Annotated in this window: 23 protein-coding genes; 9 read left to right on the top strand and 14 right to left on the bottom strand. The window is 46.7% G+C overall.

Annotation, left to right across the window (positions count from 1 at the left end; genetic code table 11):
- Positions 1 to 81: 81 nt before the first annotated feature.
- The 5 genes from C7379_RS06765 to C7379_RS06745 all read left to right on the top strand — a co-directional run bounded on the left by C7379_RS06765 (position 82) and on the right by C7379_RS06745 (position 2755).
- Positions 82 to 279 carry a hypothetical protein gene (locus tag C7379_RS06765; RefSeq protein ID WP_116616603.1) on the top strand — a complete coding sequence of 66 codons (198 nt, stop codon included), beginning with the start codon at positions 82 to 84 and terminating at the stop codon, positions 277 to 279.
- An 8-nt stretch (positions 280 to 287) separates the two neighbouring features.
- Positions 288 to 1013 carry a sigma-70 family RNA polymerase sigma factor gene (locus tag C7379_RS06760; RefSeq protein WP_116616602.1) on the top strand — a complete coding sequence of 242 codons (726 nt, stop codon included), beginning with the start codon at positions 288 to 290 and terminating at the stop codon, positions 1011 to 1013.
- Between the two features lie 4 nt (positions 1014 to 1017).
- A complete protein-coding gene (yfcE, locus tag C7379_RS06755; protein ID WP_116616601.1) occupies positions 1018 to 1572 on the top strand; it encodes a phosphodiesterase in 555 nt (184 codons plus the stop codon).
- Between the two features lie 650 nt (positions 1573 to 2222).
- Positions 2223 to 2483, top strand: coding sequence for a hypothetical protein (locus C7379_RS06750; RefSeq protein WP_116616652.1), 261 nt, complete (start codon positions 2223 to 2225; stop codon positions 2481 to 2483).
- Positions 2480 to 2755: a type II toxin-antitoxin system YoeB family toxin gene (locus C7379_RS06745; protein ID WP_116616600.1), complete on the top strand. Its 276-nt coding sequence runs from the start codon at positions 2480 to 2482 to the stop codon at positions 2753 to 2755. Before C7379_RS06750 ends, C7379_RS06745 begins: the two co-directional genes overlap by 4 nt.
- A gap of 41 nt (positions 2756 to 2796) precedes the next feature.
- On the opposite strand, the gene C7379_RS12715 is transcribed toward C7379_RS06745, so the two are convergent.
- Positions 2797 to 2967, bottom strand: coding sequence for a hypothetical protein (locus C7379_RS12715; protein ID WP_165815038.1), 171 nt, complete (start codon positions 2965 to 2967; stop codon positions 2797 to 2799).
- An 875-nt stretch (positions 2968 to 3842) separates the two neighbouring features.
- Here C7379_RS12715 and C7379_RS06730 point away from each other — a divergent pair.
- The 3 genes from C7379_RS06730 (at position 3843) to C7379_RS06720 (ending at position 8381) form a co-directional block, all read left to right on the top strand.
- Positions 3843 to 5411 carry a glycine--tRNA ligase gene (locus C7379_RS06730; RefSeq protein ID WP_116616597.1) on the top strand — a complete coding sequence of 523 codons (1569 nt, stop codon included), beginning with the start codon at positions 3843 to 3845 and terminating at the stop codon, positions 5409 to 5411.
- A gap of 97 nt (positions 5412 to 5508) precedes the next feature.
- Positions 5509 to 6189 (top strand): BamJ family beta-barrel-assembly machinery protein, encoded by a 681-nt coding sequence (locus C7379_RS06725; protein WP_116616596.1) that lies wholly within the window; start codon positions 5509 to 5511, stop codon positions 6187 to 6189.
- A 794-nt stretch (positions 6190 to 6983) separates the two neighbouring features.
- Positions 6984 to 8381, top strand: coding sequence for an MATE family efflux transporter (locus C7379_RS06720; protein WP_116616595.1), 1398 nt, complete (start codon positions 6984 to 6986; stop codon positions 8379 to 8381).
- A 24-nt stretch (positions 8382 to 8405) separates the two neighbouring features.
- Here the strand turns inward: C7379_RS06720 and C7379_RS06715 are convergent, their stop codons facing one another.
- From C7379_RS06715 to C7379_RS06655, 13 genes are all read right to left on the bottom strand, one after another.
- On the bottom strand, positions 8406 to 8963 hold the full coding sequence (locus C7379_RS06715; RefSeq protein WP_116616594.1) for a hypothetical protein: 558 nt from the start codon (positions 8961 to 8963) through the stop codon (positions 8406 to 8408).
- 671 nt (positions 8964 to 9634) lie between these two features.
- Positions 9635 to 10129, bottom strand: a complete 495-nt coding sequence (gene nrdG, locus C7379_RS06710) for an anaerobic ribonucleoside-triphosphate reductase activating protein (RefSeq protein ID WP_116616593.1) — start codon at positions 10127 to 10129, stop codon at positions 9635 to 9637.
- A gap of 167 nt (positions 10130 to 10296) precedes the next feature.
- Entirely contained in the window at positions 10297 to 12528 is a 2232-nt protein-coding gene (locus C7379_RS06705) for an anaerobic ribonucleoside triphosphate reductase (RefSeq protein WP_116616592.1), read from the bottom strand.
- 506 nt (positions 12529 to 13034) lie between these two features.
- The gene (locus C7379_RS06700; protein ID WP_116616591.1) at positions 13035 to 14456 is read right to left on the bottom strand and encodes an NAD-dependent epimerase/dehydratase family protein; all 1422 of its coding nucleotides are present in this window, start codon (positions 14454 to 14456) and stop codon (positions 13035 to 13037) included.
- A 319-nt stretch (positions 14457 to 14775) separates the two neighbouring features.
- Positions 14776 to 16311, bottom strand: a complete 1536-nt coding sequence (gene rny / locus C7379_RS06695; protein WP_116616590.1) for a ribonuclease Y — start codon at positions 16309 to 16311, stop codon at positions 14776 to 14778.
- Between the two features lie 20 nt (positions 16312 to 16331).
- Positions 16332 to 16652 (bottom strand): cell division protein ZapA, encoded by a 321-nt coding sequence (locus C7379_RS06690; RefSeq protein WP_116616589.1) that lies wholly within the window; start codon positions 16650 to 16652, stop codon positions 16332 to 16334.
- A gap of 9 nt (positions 16653 to 16661) precedes the next feature.
- A complete protein-coding gene (locus tag C7379_RS06685) occupies positions 16662 to 16955 on the bottom strand; it encodes a hypothetical protein (protein WP_116616588.1) in 294 nt (97 codons plus the stop codon).
- Positions 16956 to 17577: 622 nt separating this feature from the next.
- Positions 17578 to 18963 carry a transposase gene (locus C7379_RS06680; protein ID WP_473234642.1) on the bottom strand — a complete coding sequence of 462 codons (1386 nt, stop codon included), beginning with the start codon at positions 18961 to 18963 and terminating at the stop codon, positions 17578 to 17580.
- Positions 18964 to 19150: 187 nt separating this feature from the next.
- On the bottom strand, positions 19151 to 19459 hold the full coding sequence (tnpB, locus tag C7379_RS06675) for an IS66 family insertion sequence element accessory protein TnpB (protein ID WP_116616586.1): 309 nt from the start codon (positions 19457 to 19459) through the stop codon (positions 19151 to 19153).
- A gap of 199 nt (positions 19460 to 19658) precedes the next feature.
- Entirely contained in the window at positions 19659 to 20060 is a 402-nt protein-coding gene (locus tag C7379_RS06670) for a hypothetical protein (RefSeq protein ID WP_133241879.1), read from the bottom strand.
- Positions 20061 to 20096: 36 nt separating this feature from the next.
- Positions 20097 to 20411 carry a hypothetical protein gene (locus C7379_RS06665; RefSeq protein WP_116616584.1) on the bottom strand — a complete coding sequence of 105 codons (315 nt, stop codon included), beginning with the start codon at positions 20409 to 20411 and terminating at the stop codon, positions 20097 to 20099.
- 190 nt (positions 20412 to 20601) lie between these two features.
- Positions 20602 to 21312 (bottom strand): DUF169 domain-containing protein, encoded by a 711-nt coding sequence (locus tag C7379_RS06660; protein WP_116616651.1) that lies wholly within the window; start codon positions 21310 to 21312, stop codon positions 20602 to 20604.
- Positions 21313 to 21911: 599 nt separating this feature from the next.
- The gene (locus C7379_RS06655) at positions 21912 to 24653 is read right to left on the bottom strand and encodes an AAA domain-containing protein (RefSeq protein WP_116616583.1); all 2742 of its coding nucleotides are present in this window, start codon (positions 24651 to 24653) and stop codon (positions 21912 to 21914) included.
- A gap of 336 nt (positions 24654 to 24989) precedes the next feature.
- Between C7379_RS06655 and C7379_RS12710 the strand changes: the two genes are divergently transcribed.
- Positions 24990 to 25130, top strand: a complete 141-nt coding sequence (locus C7379_RS12710; RefSeq protein WP_165815037.1) for a hypothetical protein — start codon at positions 24990 to 24992, stop codon at positions 25128 to 25130.
- The last annotated feature ends 443 nt before the right edge of the window (positions 25131 to 25573 follow it).

Raw genomic sequence — 25573 nt, 5'->3', positions numbered from 1 at the left:
TCTGGCTCATGATTGGTACTTAAAATCATTTGTTGTTTGATAATTTATGCGTAACTTTACCGCAAATAAAAATTGCGAACCGTGAAAGATTTGGAAGAATATCGCGCTGCCATATTGCGGGCGTTGATGCAAGCCAGCGACGCCGACGGCACGCCCAAGCTCACCAAAGCCGAGGCTGAGGCGTTGGTGGCGGAGCTGTCTGACAACGAGCTGTCTGACGGTATGCCGTTCAATACGCCCGAGGAGGTGGCCGAGTTGCTCTTAGATTCCGGTTTATAATCAGCACTATGAACAAAGACAGAAACGCTTTTGACCGTTACATGGACGAGATAGACCGTCCTGACCTCCTCACCGATGACGAGGAGCGGCAGCTCGCCCAGCGCATACAGCTTGGCGACAGCCGTGCCATAGACCGTCTCACCAAAGCCAATCTCACCTACGTGGTGTCTTTGGCTCGCCAGTACACCAACCGTGGATTGGCGTTTGAGGATCTTGTCAGCGAGGGTAATATAGGCATGCTTCGCGCCGCCACCAAATACACCGCCGACAGCGGCAAGCGCTTCGTGGCTTTCGCGGCACCTTATATACGTGAGGCTATGGAGGATGCCGTGCGCCAGCAGGGCGGGCTCTACCGTGTGCCGCGCAACGCGGAGGACGTGGCATTGGAGAACAAACGCCGCCACGCCCTGTCCATAGACCAACCCATAGGCGGTAGTGCAGAGTTGAGTCTTGGCCGTGTTATCCCAGACCGTGACGCTCCCATCCCAAATGAGGCTGTCGAGCGGGCGGGACTGATGGAAGAGTTACGATCGTTGGTGGCCCGTTTGGACGAGCGCGACCAACGGGTTGTGGGCTCGCTCTATGGGCTCGGCGGCTCTCCAAAGACGATGGCGGAAACGGCGCGAGACATGGGCATCAAGCGCGAGCGCGTGCGCCAAATACGTGACAAGGCCATCAGGAGGATTGGCAAAATGACCAAGAACTCTTCTCTCAAAGACTATCTAAGGGGCTGAAACCATGAAGTACATGATGATTTCCGACATTCATGGCTCTCTGCCACGATTGCGTGCCGCGCTCCAGTTTTACCGCGACGAGCGGTGCGATATGCTGCTCGTCATGGGCGACATTATCAACTATGGGCCGCGCAACCGTGTGCCCGAGGGGCTTGACGGGCGCGGCGTGGCCGATACGCTCAACGCTATGGCCGCCGACATCGTGGCCATTCGGGGCAACTGCGACTCGGAGGTGGACCAGCAACTGCTCGATTTTCCCATGCTCTCCACCTACTCACTGTTGGTGGATGAGGGGCGGCGCGTGCTGCTCACGCATGGCCATATATATAATAAGGAGAAATTGCCACCCGGCCATTTTGACGCGGTGATTACTGGCCACACCCATTTGTGGGAGCTGCGCGCGGCCGACACGGGCACTCTTTTCTGCAACCTTGGCTCCATCACCTTCCCCAAAGGCGGCAATCCGCCCACCTTTGGCATGATGGAGCATGGTGTCGTCACCATACGTACGCTTGACGGCGAGACGCTCGCACAAACCGATATGGGGAAGCACGCTTAGAGCAAGAGTAGGACTTGCCCCCTTTTTCATATTCTGATTTGGCGGTCGCTTTTTATCAAAAGGCGAGTGACGCTCGTTGTCATTCTTTCTTTTGGATTTGTCATCACATTGCTGAATTATTTTGACAAACGTCTCCTAATACCGAGCCTGTACGATTTTGGCAAGCCTTTGGCCGTGAATATGCGTTCAATTTTATGTTTGGAGTAACTCGCTTTGCAACGGTCAGTTATGGTGATTTTGTTTTTCTGCTGTTTCGTTTTCTTTTTTCGCTCACTGCGTTTAGGGCCTAATCGTACTGCGTTTAATGCTTAATCGCACCGTGTTTAGAGCCTAATCGCACTGTGTTTAGGGCCTAATCGCGCGCTGAATAACCCTTAATCGCACCGTGTGGCAGGCACGAGGCAAGCTTGGTCGCGTTTGGCGCGCGAGAATGGGCATAACAGACGTTGTCTATAACAGAAATAAAGCCTTTATCGATTTGTTTTCCCGAAAAATGGAAAGGAAACAAAATGAAAAAAGACAAAAACAATTTCCTTTGTGGGGAAGGACGTAATTTTTTTGTGGAGCAAGTCTTTTACGTGTACCAAATTTGGTACATTTATTTTTGGAAATTTGAAGAAAACCATTTAACTTTGTCGAAAAATAGAATTATGGCAGTATTAAATTTCACATCGAGAGAATTTCGGAGCCAGCAGGCACACGTGTTCGACCTGGCAGACAAGGGCGAGAAAATCATTATTCACAGGAACAAAAAGCAGGCTTACACGCTTGTTCCCATTGAGGAAGACGATTTAGGCATCACCCCCGAACTGCAAGCAAGAATAGACAAAGCAAGGGCGGAAATCAAGGCAGGGAATTGCAAAACTCTCAAAAGCCATGCGGACATTGACGCTTATTTCAACAGTCTATGATATACACGATTAGAGTTTCCGATGGTGCGGACAAGGTGATTTCTAAATGGAAGAAGTCAAATTTCAACTTGTTCAAGAAGTATAGGAAAATCTACGATGAGCTTTTGGAACATCCAAGAACTGGCATTGGCCATCCAGAAGCGTTAAAGGGCGGTGGGGATATCACGTGGTCTCGGCATATCACTGCCCACGATCGAATAATCTATGACATATACGATAATGTCGTTGAGGTCTATGTGCTGGAGGTGGAGGGACATTATAACGATAAGTAGGGGGGTACTTCTTGGTCCCTTTGCTTCGTTGCTGCTATTCTTCATCCATTACTTTGCTGCCCGTATTTCTCAAATCCCTTTCTGCCCGGTTCCCATCTCAAGCCGTATTGAAACTGCTCTATAACGCCGCGCCTGTAATAGGTTGCATGTTTCAGTTTCTCGGCATCGCCTGCATCGCCCTCAATGACGAAAGAGAAAGGGCGTTTATCCATCGCAATAATAATTTTCGACAGGTATCGGGGCATACCGAACCGAAAATTAATTAGTTATACTATCAAAGAATTCTTTGGCTGGCAACGGATAGCGCGTAGCCATTATCCCAAATTTTAAGCGAACTATTGATGCTTGCTGATATAATCTTTGGTATAACAATAAGTGAGGATACATGCAAAGAATCCTAATAAAGAAAGCAGGGTGATGATGGTTACTGAATTAAAAATAGACGCAATTCCTAACGGCAATATACCAACTATTATCATGGTGCATAATAAAAGATGGTCTTTCTGCACTGGTTTCATTAAAGGCTTGAAGAAATTCTTTATGACGTTTTGGGTACAAATTGAACAAACTCTGTAATTTTTTGTATGTTCAAATATAGTTGTTTTGTGCGCGCTTGATGTTATATGTGTTCGGGGTTGTGACATTTTGCAAAATAAAGTAATTTTTTGATAAAAGCAAAAAAACATCCTTTTTATAAAGCTGTTATAAAATTGTGTTAGCTATTTTGAAATTGTCTTTGTAAATAGTCTTGTTCGGATCTTGGCGTTTTACCTCTTGATGACGTTGATGACGTGCCCAATATGGTTTACGAAGTATATTTGCAGTAGGCATGGTTTTCTCCCGACCGAACAAGGTTAGCGCTATCTTGTACACGCTGTCTCTAATCATAAATGTTAAATTTGGTATGATTATTTCGTATTTTTCGTCCTGCTTATTGGTGGCCGTAAGACTTTCGCATGGCGCCATCCATAAGTTTTCGGCCAACGTTATGTGGCAAGTGACATTAAATTAATGGCGTTTTGTTCCTTTAATACCAGAAAAAACGCTACCTTTGCAAGGTTAGAACATAAAACAACAAGACACAAACATGGCACAAGACGATGTTTTCAAGAAGATAGTGAGCCATTGCAAGGAATATGGCTTCGTTTTTCCAAGTTCCGACATCTATGACGGGCTGGCCGCCGTTTACGACTACGGACAGAACGGCGTGGAGCTGAAAAACAACATCAAGCAATATTGGTGGCAGTCAATGGTGCTGCTGCACGAGAATATAGTGGGTATAGACGCGGCCATCTTTATGCACCCCACGGTGTGGAAGGCCAGCGGCCACGTGGACGCTTTCAACGACCCCCTCATAGACAATCGCGACTCGAAGAAACGCTATCGGGCTGACAACCTTATAGAAGACCAAATCGGCAAGTACGAGGAAAAGATAGACAAGGAGGTGAAAAAGGGCGCCAAGAAGTTTGGCGAGCGTTTTGACGAAGCTCAGTTCAGGGCCACCAACCCCCGCGTGATAGCCAACCAGCAAAAGCGTGACGAGCTGCACGCTCGCTACGCCGAGGCCATGCAAGGACCGGACCTCGTGGCTTTGAGGCAGATAATCGAGGACGAGGGCATAGCCGACCCCGTTAGTGGCTCCAAGAATTGGACCGACGTGCGTCAGTTCAACCTGATGTTCTCCACCGAAATGGGTTCGCTCTCCGACGCCACTAACAAGATATACCTGCGGCCTGAGACGGCGCAAGGCATCTTTGTGAACTATCTCAACGTGCAGAAGACGGGGCGCATGAAGCTGCCTTTTGGTATTGCCCAGATAGGCAAGGCGTTCCGCAACGAGATAGTGGCGCGCCAGTTCGTGTTTCGCATGCGCGAGTTCGAGCAGATGGAGATGCAGTTCTTCTGCCAGCCCGGCACCGAGATGAAGTGGTTTGAGTACTGGAAGCGGGTGCGCTTGGCTTGGCACGAGGCATTGGGCATGGGCGACGAGAACTATCGTTACCATGACCACGAGAAGTTGGCCCACTATGCCAACGCAGCCACCGACATTGAGTTCAAGATGCCGTTTGGCTTCAAGGAGGTGGAGGGCATACACAGTCGCACCGACTATGACCTTTCGCAGCACGAGAAATACTGCGGCCGTAGCATCAAATACTTCGACCCCGACACACAAGAGAGCTACACGCCCTATGATGTGGAGACATCCATCGGCGTGGACCGCATGTTCCTCAGCGTGATGTGCCACGCTTACACCGAGGAGACTTTGGAAAACGGCGAGACGCGCGTGGTGCTCAAACTGCCCGAGGCCTTGGCCCCGGTGAAGTGCGCCGTGTTCCCGTTGGACAAGAAAGACGGGCTGCCCGAGATAGCCCACGAGGTGGTGGACGAGCTGAAATTCCACTTCAACACCCACTATGGAGACCCCAAAGACTCCATCGGCAAGCGTTACCGCCGCCAAGACGCCATCGGCACGCCGTTCTGCGTGACCGTGGACCACGACACGCCAAAGGACCGCAAGGTGACGTTGCGATACCGTGACACCATGGAGCAGCAGCGTGTGGACATAGCCGATCTGCGCTCGCTGATAGAAAACCGTGTGAGCGTGACATCGCTGCTCAAGAGGCTTGGCGCGCAAATAGCTGGTTGGGATAAATAGCACGAGGAGAATGGGGCAGTGTGCCCAACTTGCCAAACCATTGTGGCGTGTCTGCCATGCCCCGTCAACCATCAACTTTAATAAAGCATAACAACAAATGTCTCGAATACAAAATATCATTACAAACAGCGCTGCTCGCATAAGATCGTGGGCCGTTGCCTCGACATTGACATTCGCGTCGCTGCTGCTTTTTGCGTCGTGTGCGGAGAACGCGGACAAGGAAGACGAATTTCCCCATTGGCAAGAAACCAACCTGAAAGAATGGAACAGGGTTTACGCGCAGGCCAAAGAGCGCGCTGCCGCTGGAGACCCAGCGTGGAAAGTGATACGAAGTTGGAACTATGAGGAGACGCAGCATGGCGACAACACACAATATATCGTGGCTCATGTGCTCAAGGAGGGAACAGGGGCTGGCTGCCCACTCTATACGGACAGTGTGCGTGTGCACTACGCGGGCAGGCTCCTGCCGTCGGCATCCTACCCCAAGGGCTATGAGTTTGACTCAAGTTGGAAACATGCCAACTCCATGGATATGGCTGTTCCAGCCAAATTCGCGGTGAGTGCGCTCAAGGAAGGCTTTGCCACGGCGTTGCAGCACATGCACGTTGGCGATGAGTGGGAGGTGTACATGCCTTGGACCTTGGCTTATGGCGCGGAGGGGAGCGGCACTATACCCGCCTATTCCATGCTGATTTTCAACATCAAGTTAGTGTCTTATTATCGACCTGGCACGCCGGTTCCGGATTTCAAGGCCAAGCGAGGATGGCTTGTTGAATAATCATAAACAAAAGGCTTCCACTCTATATATGGTTTAGGGTGAAAGCCTTGGTGTATCCTCCATATTCCCTTGTTCTTTTTCCGGTTATCGTTTGCCACTCTTTCTTACTTGTTACCCCTTTTTATTTTCTGCTTAGTGCCTTCGTTAAGCAGCTGTTTGGAAGCGTTGGCAATTGGTATTATCGCCTTTATTTTCCATCTTTTTGGCTATTTGTTTGCGCACACGGCGTTTTGATATAAATCAAGAATTGAGTATCTTCAGGTGGAAAACATACCCAAAGCATTGGTTGTTCATGCTTTTCATTCTATCTTTGCATTGTCTTTAGAAGACATTTGGGCGCATGCGAATGTCCCGCTACGTTTAGTATGATCAATAGGAAAACTGTAAAAATAGCCCATAGGCAAAGATGGTTCAGGATATAAATACTATTCAGAGAGAAAGATAGAAAATGCACAAAACACTCGATAGGTAAACGAAAATAGCAAGTATATAGATAGCTATCAAGATAGCAGAGAAATAAATAAGGTATTAGTAAAGGAAGAAAGGTTGTGGGGACGGCCACTATCAAGGCCCGTCTCATGGGATAACAAAAACACGACGATAGGTCGAGAATGTGAGGAGAGGTAGAAGGAAGGTGTTTTTAGATAACGCCACTTCAGGTTGTCGCGATAGACAATCGAAGTGTTAAATTATAATGGCAGGGCGATTTCTCAATGGGAAATCGCCCTGTTTATATCGTGATTGTTTTGTCGAACGGTGAAAACGACGTAACTTTACATCCGCAAATAATATATATGTTAAGCAATAAACGAAGCGAACTACTTTTGGCCAAGATACGCGACCAGCTGCCTCTGAGCGGCAGGGAAAAGTTCAATCTCATCGTGGAGTTGAGCATTCCCTCCATGTTGGCCCAGATTACCACCGTGATGATGTTTTTCATCGATGCCTCCATGGTGGGGCATCTCGGCGCGGAGGCATCGGCAAGTATCGGACTTATAGAGACCACCACGTGGCTCATGGGATCGGTGATGGCGGCAATGGGCATAGGGTTCACGGTTCAGGTGGCTCACTTTATTGGCGCGAACGATTTTGTCAAGGCTCGCGCGGTGTTTAGGCACGCCATCGTCTTCGGTTTGTCTTTTGGGTTGTTGATGTGCGCCGTGGGCGTTGCCATACACCGTCCGCTGCCGTATTGGCTCGGTGGTGGAGCTGACATCGCTGGCAACGCATCCACTTATTTTCTCATTTACGCCATGACGCTGCCTGTGGTGCTGCTCTATCATCTGATGGCTGGCATGCAAAAAAGCTCGGGCGACATGCGGATGCCCAGCGTGTTGAGCATTGTGCTGTGCACACTCGACGTGGCTTTCAACTATTTTTATATTTACATGCTACATCTTGGGGTGATGGGAGCGGCTCTCGGAACAATGTGCGCGTACGTGGTGACAGTGGTGCCGATGTCGTACATGGCCATGCACCGGAACAAAATATTGGCTTTGCGCTTGGATCAAGAACGCTTTGTGTGGGTGTGGGACTATGTTTATAAAGCTTTGAGAATTAGTTTGCCAATGGCGGTCCAGAGTGTGCTTATGAGTGGTGCGCAAGTGGTGAGCACCCTCATTGTGGCCCCGCTGGGCAATTTTGCCATCGCTGCCAACTCGTTTGCCATCACCGCCGAGAGCCTGTGCTATATGCCCGGCTATGGCATTGGCGACGCCGCCACCACGCTTGTGGGGCAGACGCACGGTGCGGGGCGCAATGATTTGTGCAAAAGTTTTGCCCATATGACCATCGGTATGGGCATGGTCGTGATGGCTTTCATGGGTTTGGTGATGTATATATTTGCCCCCGAGATGATAGGTTTTTTATCTCCTGTAGACGAAATAAGGTCTTTGGGCGCCGACGTGTTGCGCATTGAGGCTTTTGCCGAGCCGTTCTTTGCGGCGTCGATAGTGAGCTATAGTGTGTGCGTGGGTGCGGGAGACACGCTCAAGCCAGCCATGATGAACTTGCTGTCCATGTGGTGCGTGCGCTTGTCTTTGGCTTATTGGTTGGCCCAAAGCCATGGCTTGCGTGGCGTGTGGGTGGCTATGGCGTGCGAGCTTACGTTTCGTGGCACCATCTTCTTGACACGTATATGGCGAGGCGGATGGATGAAAACGATGAAGGTTTCCAAAGTTGTCAAATCCTAAACAAGGGTTTACCTAATTTTTTTCCTAACGTCTGTCATGCTTGTGTTCATGCCAATCGTGGCGGCTGTTGCCACGGTGCTTTGACTTTTTATCCATGTATACATCGTCGTCCCATCGGTTGTTGGTTCTTGGGCGTTGGTACCAGACGCGATCTTGATAATAGCGTGATGGGCGCCCGCCTCTGTAATAGATGAATGCAGAGGGTCGACCACGGTAAAACCTGCCCCGATCATATCTGCTATAAACACCCCATCTCCAGTTGTTGCCTATCCATCGAATGGGCTTGTAAAAATAATCCGCGCGCCTATAGGCACGGTATTGCCATGGCGAGAGCACGTATCGCAGCATGTTGTCGCGCCTAATCCATGGGCGTCTGTATGACCGAGACTGATGGCTGACTGTCATAAGGTAGTCTAAATTGATTTCGTACACAGCCTCGTATTGGTCTTCGGTGAGGTTAAGTTCATATGCCATTTTATCAGCTAAGAACAGTGCCTCACGTTTGGCTTGATGGTATGGCATGGCGGTGGAGTCTGTCACGGTGACCAATATCATGGCCAAAATCATCATTATCTTTTTCATTTTATTAGGGTTTAAATGGTTGCACTCTTTGCTTTAGATTTGTTTTGATATAAGGCAAAGATAGCCATCAGGTCGCTTTTGAGCAAGGGTAAACCCCTATTTGCAGCGTAGGTTTCCCCTAAAACTGATAGGGGATACGTTTGTTTTGACGCTGACAGGTCATGGATGAGTAAGGTGTGTATGGGCAAACTGGTCATGGAGATGTAGTGTTGACATAGTCATGGCCAGCATGTTATGGCGCTGATATGGTGAGATTGGGAAGTTGTCAATGATGAATGATGCCCATAAAATCAAACGCCCCACTCTGATTGTTATCGCGAGTGGGGCGTTTGATATTATACTTTCTTGTCTTCTTTGCAAGCCAAAGTGGCGCGACGGTCGGCAAGAATCTTCTCAAGGCGACTGTAAGTTTGCAAGTCTGCCTGTGCGTTCATGATTGTCAACTTGTCCATAATGTTCTTTTTACCTTAAATATTATCCGCTGACAAAGATAAGGACGCTTACCCCATATATACAAAAATAAATGTTGAAATGTGTCGTAAAATCAATTTTCTTTGATGTAGGTCAAACTTGAGGGGATGAGACAATGGTGTTTTCCGTGCTGGCCGCGAATGTTCTCGGCTTCTTTAATTGGGGTAAAAAAATAAGGTAAAAAGGTTTTGTTTTTCTTTTTAAGCTGATAGTTGTTGCAACACCACGGTTCCTTTGCGCAGCGATTGCCGCACGTCGATGATGCGTTGGTTGCTCGAGCCACGAAAAATAAGGCTTTCGTCGCGTAATGTTTGTACGTAAGGGCCATCCACCAAGACATCGATTAGCTCTAAAAGCCTGCGTTGTCTCGGATTGTTGAGCAAGGCCTCGTACTTGAATCCGGAAAAGCACCAGATGTCTTTGTTTGTTCTCGCGCGAATGGCTTCGGCCAATTCGGCGAAGCCTTCGGGCTGAAACATCGGGTCGCCACCCGAGAAAGTGACGTTGGCAAAGGGGTCGGCCTCTATCACTCGCATAATCTCTTCAGTGGTGACAGTGTGCCCGTTGGCGATGTTCCACGACTGCGGATTGTGGCATCCGGGGCATTCGTTCGGGCATCCGGCACAGTATATCGAGGTGCGGAAGCCCGGACCGTCCACCATGGTGTCTTCTACGATGTCTAAAATGGAGAGCATCTGTGAGAGTTTGAAATTGAGAAATAGAAAATAAAAAACAAAAAAGGGTGGGGTGGTGAGGTGAAATCCGGCATGTCGGACATTCTAAATATGTCCGGCATGCCAGCTTGTGGCTTGCGCATGAGGTGTTCCACCACGCCACATAGTGTAGTCTTCGGTGGCGCTTGTTACACTTGTGAGTTTAAGTCTCGGTTCACGTGCTGCACCCTGTCGTTCAGTTCGGCCAGCTTGCCATGGTTCCATCGGTCTGTCGTTCCCACGAGATAGCCCGTTATTCGTTGCAGGCGGTCTATGTGATGGCTGCCACATTTGGGGCAAGTCTCAAGGTTTGTGTCGGCGTTCTCGTACCCACATTCCATGCAACGGTTGCGGTTATGGTTTACGGAGCCATAGCCCATGTTCAACTTGTCCATCATGTCCACCACGCCTTTGATTACGTCGGGGTTGTGCGTGGCGTCTCCATCAATCTCCACGTAGAATATATGGCCACCGCGAGTGAGGTCGTGATAGGGCGCCTCCACTTCGGCTTTGTGGCGCGCTGAGCACTTATAATAAACGGGAACATGGTTAGAGTTGGTGTAATAATCGCGGTCTGTCACGCCCGGGATGATGCCAAACTCCTTGCGATCTACCATGGTGAACTTGCCACTCAGGCCTTCTGCCGGTGTGGCGAGTATAGAGTAGTTGTGGTGGTAGCGCTCCGAGAAGTCGCCAGCGCGGTCTCGCATGTAAGTCACTATTCTCAATCCCAATGCCTGCGACTCCTCGCTCTCGCCGTGATGCTTGCCTGTCAGAGCCACGAGACACTCCGCGAGGCCGATAAATCCGATGCCCAGCGTGCCGTGATTGATAACGCTTTCTATCGTGTCGTCTGGTCCGAGCTTCTCGCACCCAGTCCATAACTTGGTCATGAGCAATGGGAATTGTTTGGCGAAGGCGGTCTTTTGAAATTGAAATCTGTTGTCCAGTTGTTTGGCGGTTAGCTCCAAAAGATGATCCAATTTGGCAAAAAAGAGGTTGATACGCTCGTCTTTATCGGTTACGCTCATGCACTCGATGGCCAATTTCACGATATTAATCGTGGTGAAACTCAGGTTTCCACGCGCCACTGATGTTTTCTCGCCGAAGCGGTCTTCAAACACGCGAGTGCGGCAACCCATCGTCGCAATCTCCCACTTATAACGCTCGGGATCGTCGGCTTTCCATTTCTCATTTTGGTTGAATGTGGCGTCAAGGTTGAGGAAATTTGGGAAGAAGCGTCTGGCAGTCACCTTGCAAGCGTAGCAGTATAGGTCATAGTTGCGATCTTCTGGTAGATAGTTTACGCCTCGTTTCTTTTTCCAAATTTGTATGGGGAATATCGCGGTCTCGCCATTTCCCACCCCTTCGTAGGTGGATTTGAGCAGCTCGCGCATCACGCATCGTCCCTCGGCAGAGGTGTCCGTGCCGTAGTTGATGGATGAAAATACCACCTGATTGCCGCCGCGCGAGTGTATGGTGTTCATGTTATGGATAAAAGCCTCCATAGCTTGGTGTACCCTGTTCACTGTCTTGTTGATGGCATGCTGCAACAACCGCTCGTCGCCCTCCATGCCTTGCAAGTCTTTTTCTACGAAGTCGTCTATCTCCGCATGCTTCAATTGTGTCAAATCTTTGCCGGTAAGACGCTCTAAAGTCTCCACCTCTTCTATATATGAGGAGCGCACATAAGGTGCCAAATAAAAATCGAAAGCAGGTATGGCTTGTCCGCCGTGCATCTCGTTTTGGCATGTTTCGAGTGATATGCATGCCAAGACCGCTGCTGTTTCAATGCGCTTGGCGGGCCTTGACGATCCGTGACCAGCCACGAAACCGTATTGCAATATGTTATCCAACGGATGCTGTACGCAGGTGAGCGACTTGGTGGGATAGTAGTCTTTGTCGTGCACATGGATAAGATTGTGCTTGACAGCATCGCGCGCATCTTCGGACAAAAGATAGTCGTCTACGAACGGTTTGGTGCTTTCCGAGGCGAATTTCATCATCATGCCGGCTGGCGTGTCAGCGTTCATGTTGGCGTTTTCGCGTGTCACATCGTTCTTCTTGATGTTCACTATCTCCATGAATATGTCGCGCGTCTTGGCTTTTCGGGCTATGGAGCGCTGGTTACGATACGCGATATATTTCTGCGCCACGTCTTTGCGGGCGCTCTTCATCAGTTCCACTTCCACGGCATCTTGTATGTCTTCCACTGACATTTGGGATTTGCCTTTGGTCGAGATGTGATCGCTGATGCGAACGATGAGCCTTTCGTCTTCGCCCTTCTCGGTGTGAAGCATGGCTTTTCTAATGGCGGCTTGTATCTTTTGGTCGTTGAAACCCACGATTCTGCCGTCGCGTTTGACAACTGTTTGTATCATTTCATTAATTTAATTAGGTGTAATTATTGTAGTAAATAATCTTTGGTTGAATTGTGATGCAAATATACTAAAATAATCTATACGTTGTTCTTTTTGGACAACTTTTGTCGTATTAATAAATGTTAAACGGTTGATTTATAAACAGTTGTAAAATAAAATAGAAAACTTTGGCTATTTTATATAAATTGTAGTTGTTGTTTTTGGTTAACATTTTGGGTCTCGCCATGTCTATTTCTTTACCATTTAGATAGTTGTGCGCTTTCCTTTCAATCCTATTTTTGGGTTAGGTGCTTTATCCATTTCATAGTTTGATAGTTACGTTTCAGGTCGATATTCGTAGGCAGTTCGATTTAAGGTGCAATGTTTCTGATCCGAGCCATTGCTCCATGCTGTATTAGACGTTTTTTTTCCGTCATGCAATGTCGTTGTCCATGTTGTTTTAGCATGGAGTATCCATAGTGGGTTGGGGGCTATTTGGGCACTGGTAGAGTTGGGTGTCGAGCTTTTCAGGGCTGGCACACTTGCGCCAAAAACTTGTTGTGCGCTGTCTCCTGCTCATACTCCCAAGGTTCGGGCATGTTTTGTGGGCAGAAATATCCGCCTAAGAGTACGGCCCTTGGCGACAGCTTAAATCGTTTTTTGAGGCAGTTTTCCCATTCCAAAGGTGTTGTGAGGTCGCCTTTCTCCATGGATGGTGATAAGCATTTTCCACCTCTGAACTCGGCTGCTTGCCTCATGTCGTTGATGTTAAGTTCGTGCGCAGGTTTGCTTTCATCGTATCCGTGGTTGAGCGTTATAGGTTTTTTTGAGGGTTTTTGGAGCTCAAAGTTTTCCCACTCTGACAGTTTTTGCCATTTTTCTTTAGAGCCGAATGCTGCTTTGATGCGTTCTTGGTTGTTTGTTTTGATCCAATGCATTGGTCCCAGCTCTTTGTAGGCCAATCTCTCGAAATAAAATGTTTTGACTAATTTGGCAGGCATTATTTTGACCAATGACGTATACCACGGTGCTTGTTTCTTGCATTGTTCCACGTATTCGCGGAGCGATGCGCTGCGAAAGTGGAACAAGTCTTCTAATTTATCTGAGTCTGAAAACCATTGTCCGTGGAAGTTACGTGTGCAGAACCACCTGCTGTCTGTGTATTTGGTGAAGTCTTTAATGCCCATCACCGCGAATGAGATCTTGAGAAATTCCCAATTGGTTACGCGGTAGTCCTCGCCGCCACCTATATTATATATGTGTCTCCAGAAATGCTCATCTGGATCGGATGAGCAGAGATTGACCAACAGCCTGCCCGAGTCCACGTCAGACGACCATTCCAGCACCTCGTTAATTGGCACGTGAAACATGATAGGGTCTGATGTTTTGAACAAGTCGGGATGTAGCATCCCCGTCTGCCTCAATGACACCCAGTGTTTCAATCCAGACTCTATGACCGCCAACTCCGCCCTGCATTTAGAAACTGCGTAATAGTCAAACTTGCTCACTTTGATAGGGTCGCCTGTGCGCCCCCAATGCAGTGGCATGCGCCTGTCGCCAGTCTGTGCCACTGTTCCAATGTAGACCAGTCGCGTGTTGTCGGGTTCTGGTTGTGCCTTGATGGCCTTGATGATATTTTTCACGCCACCCACGTTCACTTCCATAGTCTTTTCAGGCATATAGTCGGCAACTGGCGACACCATCCCTCCCACGTGCAACACGTAGTCTGCGCCTTTTACACCTTGCTCCACGTCAATGTAGTTTGTCAGGTCTCCATAGATAATTTCCACGTTGTCGTAATCTTTGCAGGCGCGAACCACCTTCTTGTCTTTTTCTGTGGGCATCACTAATATTTTTACAAAAAAGCGTTCCGGCTTCTCAAGCAGTTGCTTGAGCGTCTCGCTGCCCATGTGCCCAGTGGCCCCTGTCAAGAAGATAGTGTGTCTCATCGTGTTTTTTTATATGTTTTGCTGTGTGTTATTTGATAGCCGTTCATATTTCGCGTGGCACTGGTATGGCATGCCTCGCTTTATGACAAAGATACGAAAAAAAAGATTTATGCTATTGTTTTGTATTTTAAAAATATTGTTTTTTCACATTCTGTGGTTTTGTTCTTTTGTCCTATTTGCCACGAGCGATCACTCTTGGAGCCTTGTTCGCGCCCGTGGAGGGGTATGTTTCTCTCTGCCACTTGTGCAAAACAAACGGTCGCGACATGCCTTGTTGGCGTGCCGCGACCGTTTGTAGACGTATGGTGGTACTTGCGTGCTATTTGGCGTAAGCCACCGACCGAGTCTCCCTGATAACCGTAATCTTGACTTGACCGGGATATGTCATCTCGTTTTGTATTTTCTCGGCAATTTCGTTGCTCAGGCTTGTGCTCTCGTCGTCGGTCATCTTGTCGGCCCCGACGATGACGCGCAGCTCGCGTCCAGCCTGTATGGCGTAGGTCTTGGTTACACCGGGATAGCTCATAGCCAGCGCTTCCAAGTCGTTAAGGCGTTTGATGTATGCCTCGACTATCTCCCTGCGGGCTCCCGGCCGGGCTCCAGAGATGGCATCGCACACTTGTACGATAGGTGCCAAGAGTGTTTCCATTTCCACCTCATCGTGGTGTGCGGCGATGGCGTTCACGATCTCGGGCTTCTCCTTATATCGCTCGGCCATCTTGCCACCAAGCAGGGCGTGGGGCATCTCGCTTTCCTCGTCGGGCACCTTGCCTATATCGTGCAGCAGTCCGGCGCGTTTGGCTTTCTTGGGGTTCAGCCCCAACTCGGCTGCCATCACTCCACAAAGATTGGCTGTCTCACGTGCGTGTTGCAGCAGGTTTTGGCCGTAAGACGAACGGTATTTCATCTTGCCCACGATGCGCACGAGGTCTGGATGCAGCCCATGGATGCCCAAGTCGATGGCTGTTCGTTTGCCAGTCTCGAGTATCTCGTTATCCAATTGTTTTTTCACTTTGCCCACCACTTCTTCGATACGCGCTGGATGGATGCGGCCGTCGGCCACCAATTGGTGCAGGGCTAAGCGGCATACTTCACGGCGCACAGGGTCGAAGGCTGATATAACGATAGACTCTGGCGTGTCGTCCACCACTATTTCCACACCCGTGGCGGCCTCTAAGGCTCTGATGCTGCGGCCTTCTCGCCCGATGATACGTCCTTTCACCTCGTCGTTGTCAATGTGGAACACGCTCACCGAGTTTTCGATGGCGGTCTCCGTCGCCACGCGTTGGATGGTTTGTATCACTATCTTGCGAGCCTTTTGGTTAGCGTCGAGTTTGGCTTGGTCCATCACCTCGTTGATATATCCGGCAGCGTCCATGTGCGCTTTGTCTTTCATGCTTTGCACCAATCGCTCTTTAGCCTCCTCGGCTGACAAGCCAGAGAGCTCCTCTAACTTGACGCGTTCTTGCTCTTTCATTTTCTCGAGCTCGGCTTGCCTTGTGGCAATGCCCTTGCGCTCTTTGTCCACATAGGCTATGTTTTGGTCCAACTCTTGCTTTTTTCGGCCCATTTCTTCCAGTCGTTGGTTTAGCGACATTTCTCGTTGTTTCAGTCTATTCTCATTTTGTTGCAGTTTTTGGTTTCGCTGCTGGGCCTCTTTTTCAAGCTCGCTTTTTTGATTAAGGAACTTCTCTTTTACTTCCAAGAGCTTCTTCTCTTTGATCACCTCGGCCTCTTTGTTGGCCGTGTCAATAATCTGTTTGTATTTTCCGGTAGCTACGTATCGGAATATGGCGTATCCGGCCATGCCGCCTATGAGCATGGCTACAATTACCGCGATTATAATACTTATCATTAAAAATATACGTTTTTGGGTTAATATTCTTTAGCGTTTTTGTCGGTGAGCATAGCCTCGATCTCAGAAGTTAACGTCGAAAGAATATCCTTGTAAGGCTTGGTATCGTTGCGCTCGAGTTGTCGTTGCAATCTTAGCGCCAAGTCAATCATAGCAAAATATGTAATCTCACGATCGCTCTTGCTGCCTTTGAAGTTAGCGTTGTAAGCGTTCATAAGCTCATTGATGAGTTCATTGCCTTTACGATACAGGTGCTCGTCTTCTCTTGGAACCCGAACCATAATGTCTGTGTCGTAGACGTGTAGCCTTATGTTTATCTTGTTTGCATTATCTTCTGCCATCGCGCCCGTTTATTTCTCACTCAGCAGAGTGATACATTTGTTAACGTCTCTGACAAGTCCGGCCACGCGCTTCTTGGCAACCTCCAAGTCTCCGTCGGTCACGGTGAGCATTTTGGCCAGTTTTAACATATCGTAGTCGTTTTTGAGCTGCGCTAACCGTACCTCCAATTGTCTCACTTGAGCGTCTTTTTCGTCTACCATAGCATACAGACGGTCGTTCTCCTGTTTCAATTCGTTATATTGGAGGATCATCTGCCTGACGCGAGTGGCAAAGGTATTGATGGTTTGTTCGGTTGCGTCCATGACGATACATTTTCTGCAAATTTAAAGATTTTACTTGACAAATGCAAGTATTTTTGCTTAATTCTTTGTTCAGCCCACGTCTCGGAGGGTATGGAGGGCGTTTTTTTGTCCAAAGAAAGTCATAAAATTGGCCCCCTGACGGTAGACTGTTCTACGGTGATTTTAATGGGTAGGAGTCATGTTTTCTGGCGTTCTGAGCATCGCTTGTGTCATTTTCTCTGGGCGATTGCTATCTAATGGCGTGGCGTTTAGGTCTTATTCATATCGTGATTAAGGCCCAAGCGGCGTGTGAATAGTGCCTAACCGGCATGCGAATAGTACTTAAAGGTGTGATGTGAGGCGATTTGTTTTGATCGAAATGGTCGTGAAACTTTGTAAATGGCTTGTTGAAAGCAGGTTATGAATAACGCTGAAAAATCGCGTATTTGCGAGCGGCGAGCCAGTCTTTTGCAAATATGCGATTTTTCAGAGGATGTTTGTCGGGTTTTTTCAGCATTGAGTGTATGGCGTTCCTGTGATGTTGTAGGGTCGTCGCGAATGTCACGCTGGATAGCCATATTCCCTCTCTCGCTTAGCATTTTGAGTTCGAACATAAACAAAAAACAAGGCTAATTTGGGTCTGCTAATTTATTTCTTTCATACAACCTTGTGGTGTGGGTAATACAGCCTCCATGCTGTCAAAAATGCTCATTATCCTCTTTTGGAAGGTTTCTAAGCCCGATTTTTCGAAAATGAGACAAAGAAATCCCCTTAGGAACTTCATGATGTTCTTAGCGAAGAAGCAAGCTCCTATCCAAGTGTCAGCCGTTTGGTCAAGTTTCGCTCGGATGTCGTTGGCTCGGTAAACTCTCTTGGTTGTTCCAAATGTGCCTTCTATCTCATTTCGCTTGCCGATGTCTCTCTTCTTATCCTCTGCGTGTGTGTCGTTCTCTTCCTTGGGAGGTCTGCCCAATGGACGGTTGTAGCAATTGACATGGCAGGACTTGATGTGCTTCCTATTCTCTTTCCCCAGATAGAGCTTGTCGGCCTGAACCTCCCGCGGGAGCATGCCGAAACGCTTTTTGTAGAGTTCCAGCTGCATGCCGAGGTCGGATGATTCGTTATAGGCATCCCAGCTGACATGATCCACGTAGGTGTAACCGCTCACGATGCTGGCACCGATTTTAGCCCCGAACTCAACCGTGGCCTTCGCCTTGCCCCTGACAATGGGACGGAGATGCGGCTGGTAGATGCTGATGATGCGGTCGGCACATCTGCGGACGTTCTGCTCGAACATCATCTTTTGCTGTTCATACATCTTGAACGCAGCCTGAAGACATTTGTAGTCATGGCGGCTGAAGCAAGCAAGAAGTGTGCTTGACTGTTTGCCCAGGAAGTCAAGAAACAGCTGGAAGTCTGCCTGCAGGCATCGTATCTGGATCAGTTTTGTCTTGTCAATGAATTTCTTTCCCTTGCGTTTCTTCTTAATCAGTCCGATGAAGGCCTGGCGGGCTTCCGTGCGGTGGGTCTGCGGCTTCTTCACCTTGTGACGTGCACAGAACTTGTCAAGCAGGCGGTCTATCAGCCTGCTGCCGTCCTCCAACAGGTTGGAATCCGTTGGATAGCGTACCTCGGCGTCGCAGCATGTGGCGTCAATCTTCATCGTACCGCCGTGATCGTTGCCGTCCTCGTCGGTGTGTTCCTTCTTCGGCTTGCTCCCGTCTGTTTCCGCCAGCATCAGGGTCAGCATGTTGAAGAAGTCATGATCGAGTCGCTTGCGGACAAGGACGAACAACTCTGGAACGAATACCGGCTTTTCCGTAAACTTCTCAAGCCCAAGCAGGTACTGCATGTAGGGGTTCTCCTGAATGGCTTGAATGGTTTTCTCATCGCTCAGTTTTTCCACATGCTTCACGATTAGCGCTTCCACCACCATGCGGGCGGGCTTGTTGCCGGCACCATTGTGACTGTTCCTCAGACGTTTGTTGTATTCCTTCTCTATCCTGTCCCAGGGAAGGTGGTCGGCCAGCTTGACTCAACGGTTGGATTTGCTCAATCCCGAAAATGACTCCTGAAGTTCAAACAGGTCGTGACTGCGATATTGTGAGTAGTATTTCATCTCGATTCTTGAATGTTTTAACATCCAAAGGCAGTCCTTTTGGGCGAATTGACCAAATTTTATACAACATAAATAGTTAATTGTCAGATAGTTATAGTTAATTAGCAGACCCTATATAGAGTACCAATTCGTCCCAGCGAAGTTCATAAAATCCAGTTCTCGCCCGTTTGATTTTAGGACTCAAGCAGCCCTGTGCCATCTGCTTGTGATAGACGACAAAAACACAGCGCTCCCAGTGAAGCAACTTGATTCGGTTACGGGATCGATTGTAGAAAACGTAGACAGCACCATCAGAAGGATTGAAGTCATTGCTGCGTACCAATTGGGACAGGCGAAGGATGCCCTGACGCATGTCCACAGGAGTGCAACAAACCCGAAAAACATTTGTTTCGTTGAGTACAAACATAAGTTTTTCGGGCAAAGGTAGTAAAGCAAGAAAGCTACACAAAGGCGGCTAATATTGGATCTTACTTTTTTATTCATAAGTTTTCAAATACCACATAGGTAATAAATAATGGACATCTGGAGCTTTTCGGCTTACCAAATGTCCATTACGCCAAAATCATTATATTCCTACATGCTTTTCCCAAAGAAACAGACACTTGTTATTTGTGATGATTTAAATAATCTGCTATTATAAGCAATAATAAGTTGATAGCAAGTAAGCTAAAGTTGAATATTTTTGCTTTCTTACATTTCGATTTCATTTCTTGAGTATTGCTTTGCTTGTTGTATTCATCAAAAATCTCTCTATATATATCATTTCGAAAGAATATCATGTATTCAAAAATCACCCAGAAGACAATATATCCCCAAGCAACAAGTTTGTCAACACGAAGTGGAGTTCCAAGTAATAAACACACGAAATAATCAATATTTCCTATTAATGTAAATGATAAAATCATATGCAAACCGCAAGCATATAACATCGACATAGTATAGCTCTCTTTATGCCTTCTGTAATAGCGATACACTATGTAGTGTGTGATATAATAAAAATCTATCATATTTTATATTATTTAGGGTCTGCTAATTTATTTCTTTCATACAACCTTGTGGCGTGCGCAGAACTTGTCAAGCAGACGGTCTATCAGCCTGCTGCCGTCCTCCAACAGGTTGGAATCCGTTGGATAGCGTACCTCGGCGTTGCAGCATGTGGCGTCAATCTTCATCGTACCGCCGTGATCGTTGCCGGCACCATTGTGACTGTTCCTCAGACGTTTGTTGTATTCCTTCTCTATCCTGTCCCAGGGAAGGTGGTCGGCCAGCTTGACCCAACGGTTGGATTTGCTCAATCCCGAAAGCAACTCCTGAAGTTCAAACAGGTCGTGACTGCGATATTGTGAGTAGTATTTCATTTTGCTTCGTTTATGTTTTAACACCAAAAGGTAGTCATTTTTCGTGAATTACACAAATAATATAAGGTATATATTATTGAATGTCAGTGGGTTATACTTATTTAGTAGACCATAGATAAAGGAAATACAAGCTGTTTAAGGTCGCTTCTTGTCACTTATGCCCCCCTATGTATATTCTGTTTTGGGCCTATTATTCTTCCATTCTTGCCCTAATTCTATCCCAAGCATGTGAATCGAATAGGAAACAGTCTCTCATTGTCTCCATCATCGATAAAAATCGACTGAATGGAATGGTAAAGCTCAACTCATTCTTGCCGACCATAGGACGAACAGAAGGATCAAACAAGCCGATAAAGCAGCTTTGGCCTTTCCTTTCATTCTCTACGACAGTCCTCGAAACGACCGTACTACAACCCGAACCAAATTGAGATAAAACTGCATCAGGAGCGTTATTGTCGAAGAATGCCCAACCACACAGTCCAGATAGCAAATCGGGAGTTGCATAGAACAGTACACCTTCCGTCCCATCGAAAGATTCGGTTTTGTCTATCCTGATGAAATTGAGATAAGGCTTCACAGGTCGTTTGATCCCAAGTCCCTGAACGAAGTCAATAACCATTTCAGGTGTTTTCTTGTATTTCTCTTTCAACGACACGAAGCCTGGCACTCGTTCTGGCATATCAGTAAAACCGGTGTAGTGTTTGCCGCCGCCACATCCAATGACATTGATACTCAGGCTGACGGGCTGCCCATCCCTCGCATCTTGAAGCCCTTTGAAAAAGCAACCACCTATCTTCTTTGTTGCAGCTATCGGTTTTTCGCTATAGCCAAACAGCAAGGGCAATGGAGCATTACTACCAAAAGCCTTCTTGTAATTCTGAATAAATTCCTTTACTTCCATAATCATTATTTTATTTCGTACTCGCTGAATTAATAAATTGCCATGGCTGCAAAGCAGCGGACTCTAAACTTTGCAATTGCATTTGCCCATAAATTGAGCTTAATTTCGAAAAGGGTAAGACAAAGTTCCCTGAGGAACCTCATCACGTTCTTGACAAAGTAGCACATTCCTGTCCAGCTCATCAAAAGATGAACGGAACATATCGACCGATAACTGTTCCAAGGATGAAGTATACTTCATCTCACTTATGATTTAACACTGTAAATGTACGAGTTTTATGTTAAACAACCAAAGATAAAAAAGATATATTTTTTGTATATCAAGAGATTATAATTTATTCAGTAAACACTAATTTATCAAGACTCTGTTAATTTTGATATAATCGTTGAAAATGAGATAATTAATTAGGGAATAAGTTGAAATTTTCTATGTAAAGGTACAAGTAATATATCACGCTGACAAACAATTAGTTAGAAATTCGTGGAATACCCCTGATTAGTCATACCATCAAGGAACTCCATGGCGGGCAGCGGCAAGTTGCGTAGCCATTATCTTAAATTTTAACGGAGTATTGATTGTATCAATCCATTGGTAATAACTCAACAGACAGCCATATTTAAAGAACTGATGATTTTCTCTCGTTCGCCGCTGCATTTTGTAGAAAGGCGCAAAAGAGGAAGGCCATAGTTTGAGAGAATATGGTCTTTCATCATGTCACGTTTGTGTTGTTCGGTTTTATCATTATGATAGGAATATCCATCCGTTTCAATGGCAAGCACCGGTTGCTTGCTAACTTTGTTAATGATGAGGAAATCCAGATGCGTGTTATAGTTGGAGGCATATTTCAGTTCTTCTGCCGACATCATGGAAGTGTTTTTCACAACTTGACGAAGCGGAATGTGGCATAGCGCTTTCAAGCAACTGTACGCGGAGTCGGATGCTAACACTTCATTTATTAAAGCATACGTCAGGTTTTCAGATGCAAACTCCGATATATGCGCATGACTTTCGAGAAACGCTATGCGTTGCTCCGTGTATTGTTCATAGAGATAGTCAAAAATGGAAGCCAACTTGCTATCCGTCACGATGCAGTTATTGTAAGCAATATAGTCAAGCAAGTCCATGATATTGCTGTGTTTCTCTTGTTCGTTGCCAGTGACAACAAGGCAAAAGCGCTTTCGCGCTCTTGACACTGCTACATTCAGCATTCTGGCATCATCGGCAAATTCCGAAATCTGGTTATCCACAACACTCATTATAATAGCATCTTCTTCGCGACCTTGATACTTATGTATTGTGCCGACCTTAATATCTTTTAATTGTCGGTTTAAAGCATCCACTTGGTTGTTGAAGGGTGTGACAATGCCAACGCAACCGGTATTTTGCAATGTTGGTAACACTTCTGTCTTCACCACGTCAATCTCACGTTGGTTGAAATGCTCAACCGCGTGGTTTCCCTTGACAGTCTTATAAGCCGACAGTACATTCTCTTCACCATTGTCTTCCGTCATAACCAACAGATTGCCGCCATAAAACTTCTGGTTACAGAAATTGATTATACGCGGATGGCAACGGTAATGTTCGCGTAGCATAGTTTCCGTCACGTTTGGTATAACTTTCAGCACCGACTCCAAGAAACTATATTCAGCACAGTCATAACCATCAGCGATGTTGTATGGCTTCGCTATCTCTCGGAGTTTCATTCGGTCTTCTTCTGTCTCCACATTTGGTAATTGTTTTGTATCACCTACAATCACCGCATTCTTGGCACAGGTAAGAGCCAATATTCCCGTATATGACGACACTTGGGATGCTTCGTCCATGATTAGATAGTCGTAGGGCGTATCTCCCAACATACACGACCTTGCTGAGAATGTGGTACTGAGTACAACGGGGTATTGCTTATGGAGCTCTTCCGCTTGTCGCCACATATCCTTCGTATCCACAAAGGATGTTCTGCCATTCTTATATTTGTCATTCAAGGCTGCTCTCAACAAGGTCAGCGAACAGTCCGTGAGCGTTTTTGTTAAACTTTTCGCATCGTATGAACGTAATTGTTGTTCATAGTCTGTTATTTTGGCATCAAGTTCCTTGCGACGATTGACATAATATAGAGTATGTAACTCTACAATCAGTGATTGCAAGTTCGCTGCATCGAAGCTATGCTGTATGTGCCATTTGTATTTGCACACAAGTTTCAGCCACCATAATTTGACGCGTTGGAATATACTCAACTGCTTCGCGCCCGCGGTCTCGGCTATGGACTGCAGTTTCAACCAAAGCCAAATGACATGAGCAGAGTTGGCATTGGGAAAGGAGACCTCATTTTGTGAGATGCCTTGTTCCAACTTGAAGTGTTTCCATTCCAATTCTACCGCTTGCTTCTCTTGACTTAGTTCTGCCAGATTGTTTTGTAAGGCATACACTCTGTCAAGTTGGTTGAGTGAGTCATGCAGCATACGCTTGGTCTTGAAACTGTCCTGCAGCGATAAGTTCCATTGCTTCAACATTGTAGGTAATGTTGGCTGATTGGCAATGAAATGGTCCTTGTTATCCTTGCTGCCCAAGGATGCGACTATAAAACCTATACCATATTTGTCTAACTTCTCTTGTACATTTGCTGTAGCAGAATTGTTGTTTGACACGACCATGACAGTCTTTCCTTGCCTTACGATATTTGCAATGATGTTCAAGATGGTTTGCGTCTTGCCCGTACCCGGAGGTCCTTGAATAACGCTTATTTGATGCTCAAAAGCTTTAGCAACGGCTACTTTCTGGCTAGCATTGCAACCGAAAGGATATATCAAGTCAGAGTGGCTCAACTTCTTTGGTTTGTTTTTTGCAGGATTGAGATAACAGGCAGCAGCCAAATCATCGGCAACGAAATCTACCATATTATATATCTTAGACAAGGTACCATCTGAATTATTTTCATCCTTGCCCAAATTGTTGACAGTTGCCACATTTTTCATATAAACGAACACATCCTTGCTGACAACCTCTTGAAGACAAGATTGCGTAACAGCAATTCTACCTGTTATATCATCCTGTATAATACCATTGTGGTTGATGATTCTCCAACAGGATTGTCCATTATTATCAAATCTCCAAATTTCGCGAATGCCACTCTGCAGTTTGCTATCCACAAAGACTTTACATTGAGCAGGGTCTTTCCATTCTGGATTGTTGAGCCAAACAACCTTGTCACGGCCATAGTTGTAGGTTCGCTTGTTATTTTTAAAACGCACGCTATAACCATTGGTACCATTCCTTTGTATGACATCAATCTGTAACGTCTTTGGTTCACCATTGAGTAAAATGAAGTATTTTGATAAGTCCATGCTATTTCTATTATAATATTACGGTAAGCCAAAAGGAATTATTGTCAATATTATTAATCCAACACTCCGTTAATTCTAATGTAATCGTTTGGAAATTAGAGAGTGAGTTAATTAACTATATACAACTAATAAAGTTTGACCATGTGGCTGATTATCAGTAATTTTATTGTGGAATAAACATCAAGTAAATGATATCAGTACCACTCAACCAAAATATGGAAATCTGCGGAGATGCCATCAAAAGCTCATCTGCGAAATTAGGCGAAACTTTTGAGAGCCTACTCTTGGAAATACTCTTTTTGTATATGGCGACAAAAAAAGATAAATCTCACTCAGATGGAGCGTTGCGACACCCATTGCGAGCGGACCTACATGATGAATTTCAACCGCATGCGAGCTAAGTGCATCAACAGGGTTAGGCTCAACCTTTCCCATTCCCAGCGTTGTCTGAGCATGGGCGGGCTGCTGGCTATATAGCCATTGCCCCGAGCTACATCAGCAAGTAAGGCAAGAAGACTCCGCGTGTCTTCTCCACAAAGACATCCATGTTGGGGTGAGGATGTGTTGCGCGCATACCACTCATGTTTCCAAATTGAGTTTCGCTTTCGTGATGTCAAGTGGTATAACAAGCTCGCGCGTTGCCAGGCAAGGCACAAAAATCAGCTGGAACTCTCCCGCGGCGCGTCATTCGCGTAGCGGAAGTGATGATGAGGGAAAACGCGCTACCATGCTCCATGGCTTCTTTCAAGGAGCTTATGGCAAGCACAAACATCGCAAAATTAATTTTCGATAGGTACCGGAGCGTGCCGAAGCGAAAGTTAATAGGGGTCAGTCGTAAAACCCAGTTGCAAGCCTTCTCCTCTCAGGCACATAATTTCATAAGCCTGTAAAGGAAGAAAGGAATGTCCGTTACTCCCCTA

This window comes from Hallella colorans (assembly GCF_003096815.1).
Taxonomy (GTDB): domain Bacteria; phylum Bacteroidota; class Bacteroidia; order Bacteroidales; family Bacteroidaceae; genus Prevotella; species Prevotella colorans.
Note: the sequence above shows the minus strand (reverse complement) of the source record. Positions and strands in the feature narration are given on the sequence as shown.

Excerpts from the sequence above, each read along its gene's own strand:
- C7379_RS06760 (WP_116616602.1), top strand. The coding sequence starts at position 288 with ATGAACAAAGACAGAAACGCTTTTGACCGTTACATGGACGAGATAGAC.
- yfcE (WP_116616601.1), top strand. The coding sequence starts at position 1,018 with ATGAAGTACATGATGATTTCCGACATTCATGGCTCTCTGCCACGATTG.
- C7379_RS06750 (WP_116616652.1), top strand. The coding sequence starts at position 2,223 with ATGGCAGTATTAAATTTCACATCGAGAGAATTTCGGAGCCAGCAGGCA.
- C7379_RS06745 (WP_116616600.1), top strand. The coding sequence starts at position 2,480 with ATGATATACACGATTAGAGTTTCCGATGGTGCGGACAAGGTGATTTCT.
- C7379_RS12715 (WP_165815038.1), bottom strand. The coding sequence starts at position 2,967 with ATGGATAAACGCCCTTTCTCTTTCGTCATTGAGGGCGATGCAGGCGAT.
- C7379_RS06730 (WP_116616597.1), top strand. The coding sequence starts at position 3,843 with ATGGCACAAGACGATGTTTTCAAGAAGATAGTGAGCCATTGCAAGGAA.
- C7379_RS06725 (WP_116616596.1), top strand. The coding sequence starts at position 5,509 with ATGTCTCGAATACAAAATATCATTACAAACAGCGCTGCTCGCATAAGA.
- C7379_RS06720 (WP_116616595.1), top strand. The coding sequence starts at position 6,984 with ATGTTAAGCAATAAACGAAGCGAACTACTTTTGGCCAAGATACGCGAC.
- C7379_RS06715 (WP_116616594.1), bottom strand. The coding sequence starts at position 8,963 with ATGAAAAAGATAATGATGATTTTGGCCATGATATTGGTCACCGTGACA.
- nrdG (WP_116616593.1), bottom strand. The coding sequence starts at position 10,129 with ATGCTCTCCATTTTAGACATCGTAGAAGACACCATGGTGGACGGTCCG.
- C7379_RS06705 (WP_116616592.1), bottom strand. The coding sequence starts at position 12,528 with ATGATACAAACAGTTGTCAAACGCGACGGCAGAATCGTGGGTTTCAAC.
- C7379_RS06700 (WP_116616591.1), bottom strand. The coding sequence starts at position 14,456 with ATGAGACACACTATCTTCTTGACAGGGGCCACTGGGCACATGGGCAGC.
- rny (WP_116616590.1), bottom strand. The coding sequence starts at position 16,311 with ATGATAAGTATTATAATCGCGGTAATTGTAGCCATGCTCATAGGCGGC.
- C7379_RS06690 (WP_116616589.1), bottom strand. The coding sequence starts at position 16,652 with ATGGCAGAAGATAATGCAAACAAGATAAACATAAGGCTACACGTCTAC.
- C7379_RS06685 (WP_116616588.1), bottom strand. The coding sequence starts at position 16,955 with ATGGACGCAACCGAACAAACCATCAATACCTTTGCCACTCGCGTCAGG.
- tnpB (WP_116616586.1), bottom strand. The coding sequence starts at position 19,459 with ATGTTTGTACTCAACGAAACAAATGTTTTTCGGGTTTGTTGCACTCCT.
- C7379_RS06670 (WP_133241879.1), bottom strand. The coding sequence starts at position 20,060 with ATGATAGATTTTTATTATATCACACACTACATAGTGTATCGCTATTAC.
- C7379_RS06665 (WP_116616584.1), bottom strand. The coding sequence starts at position 20,411 with ATGAAATACTACTCACAATATCGCAGTCACGACCTGTTTGAACTTCAG.
- C7379_RS06660 (WP_116616651.1), bottom strand. The coding sequence starts at position 21,312 with ATGGAAGTAAAGGAATTTATTCAGAATTACAAGAAGGCTTTTGGTAGT.
- C7379_RS06655 (WP_116616583.1), bottom strand. The coding sequence starts at position 24,653 with ATGGACTTATCAAAATACTTCATTTTACTCAATGGTGAACCAAAGACG.
- C7379_RS12710 (WP_165815037.1), top strand. The coding sequence starts at position 24,990 with ATGGAGCGTTGCGACACCCATTGCGAGCGGACCTACATGATGAATTTC.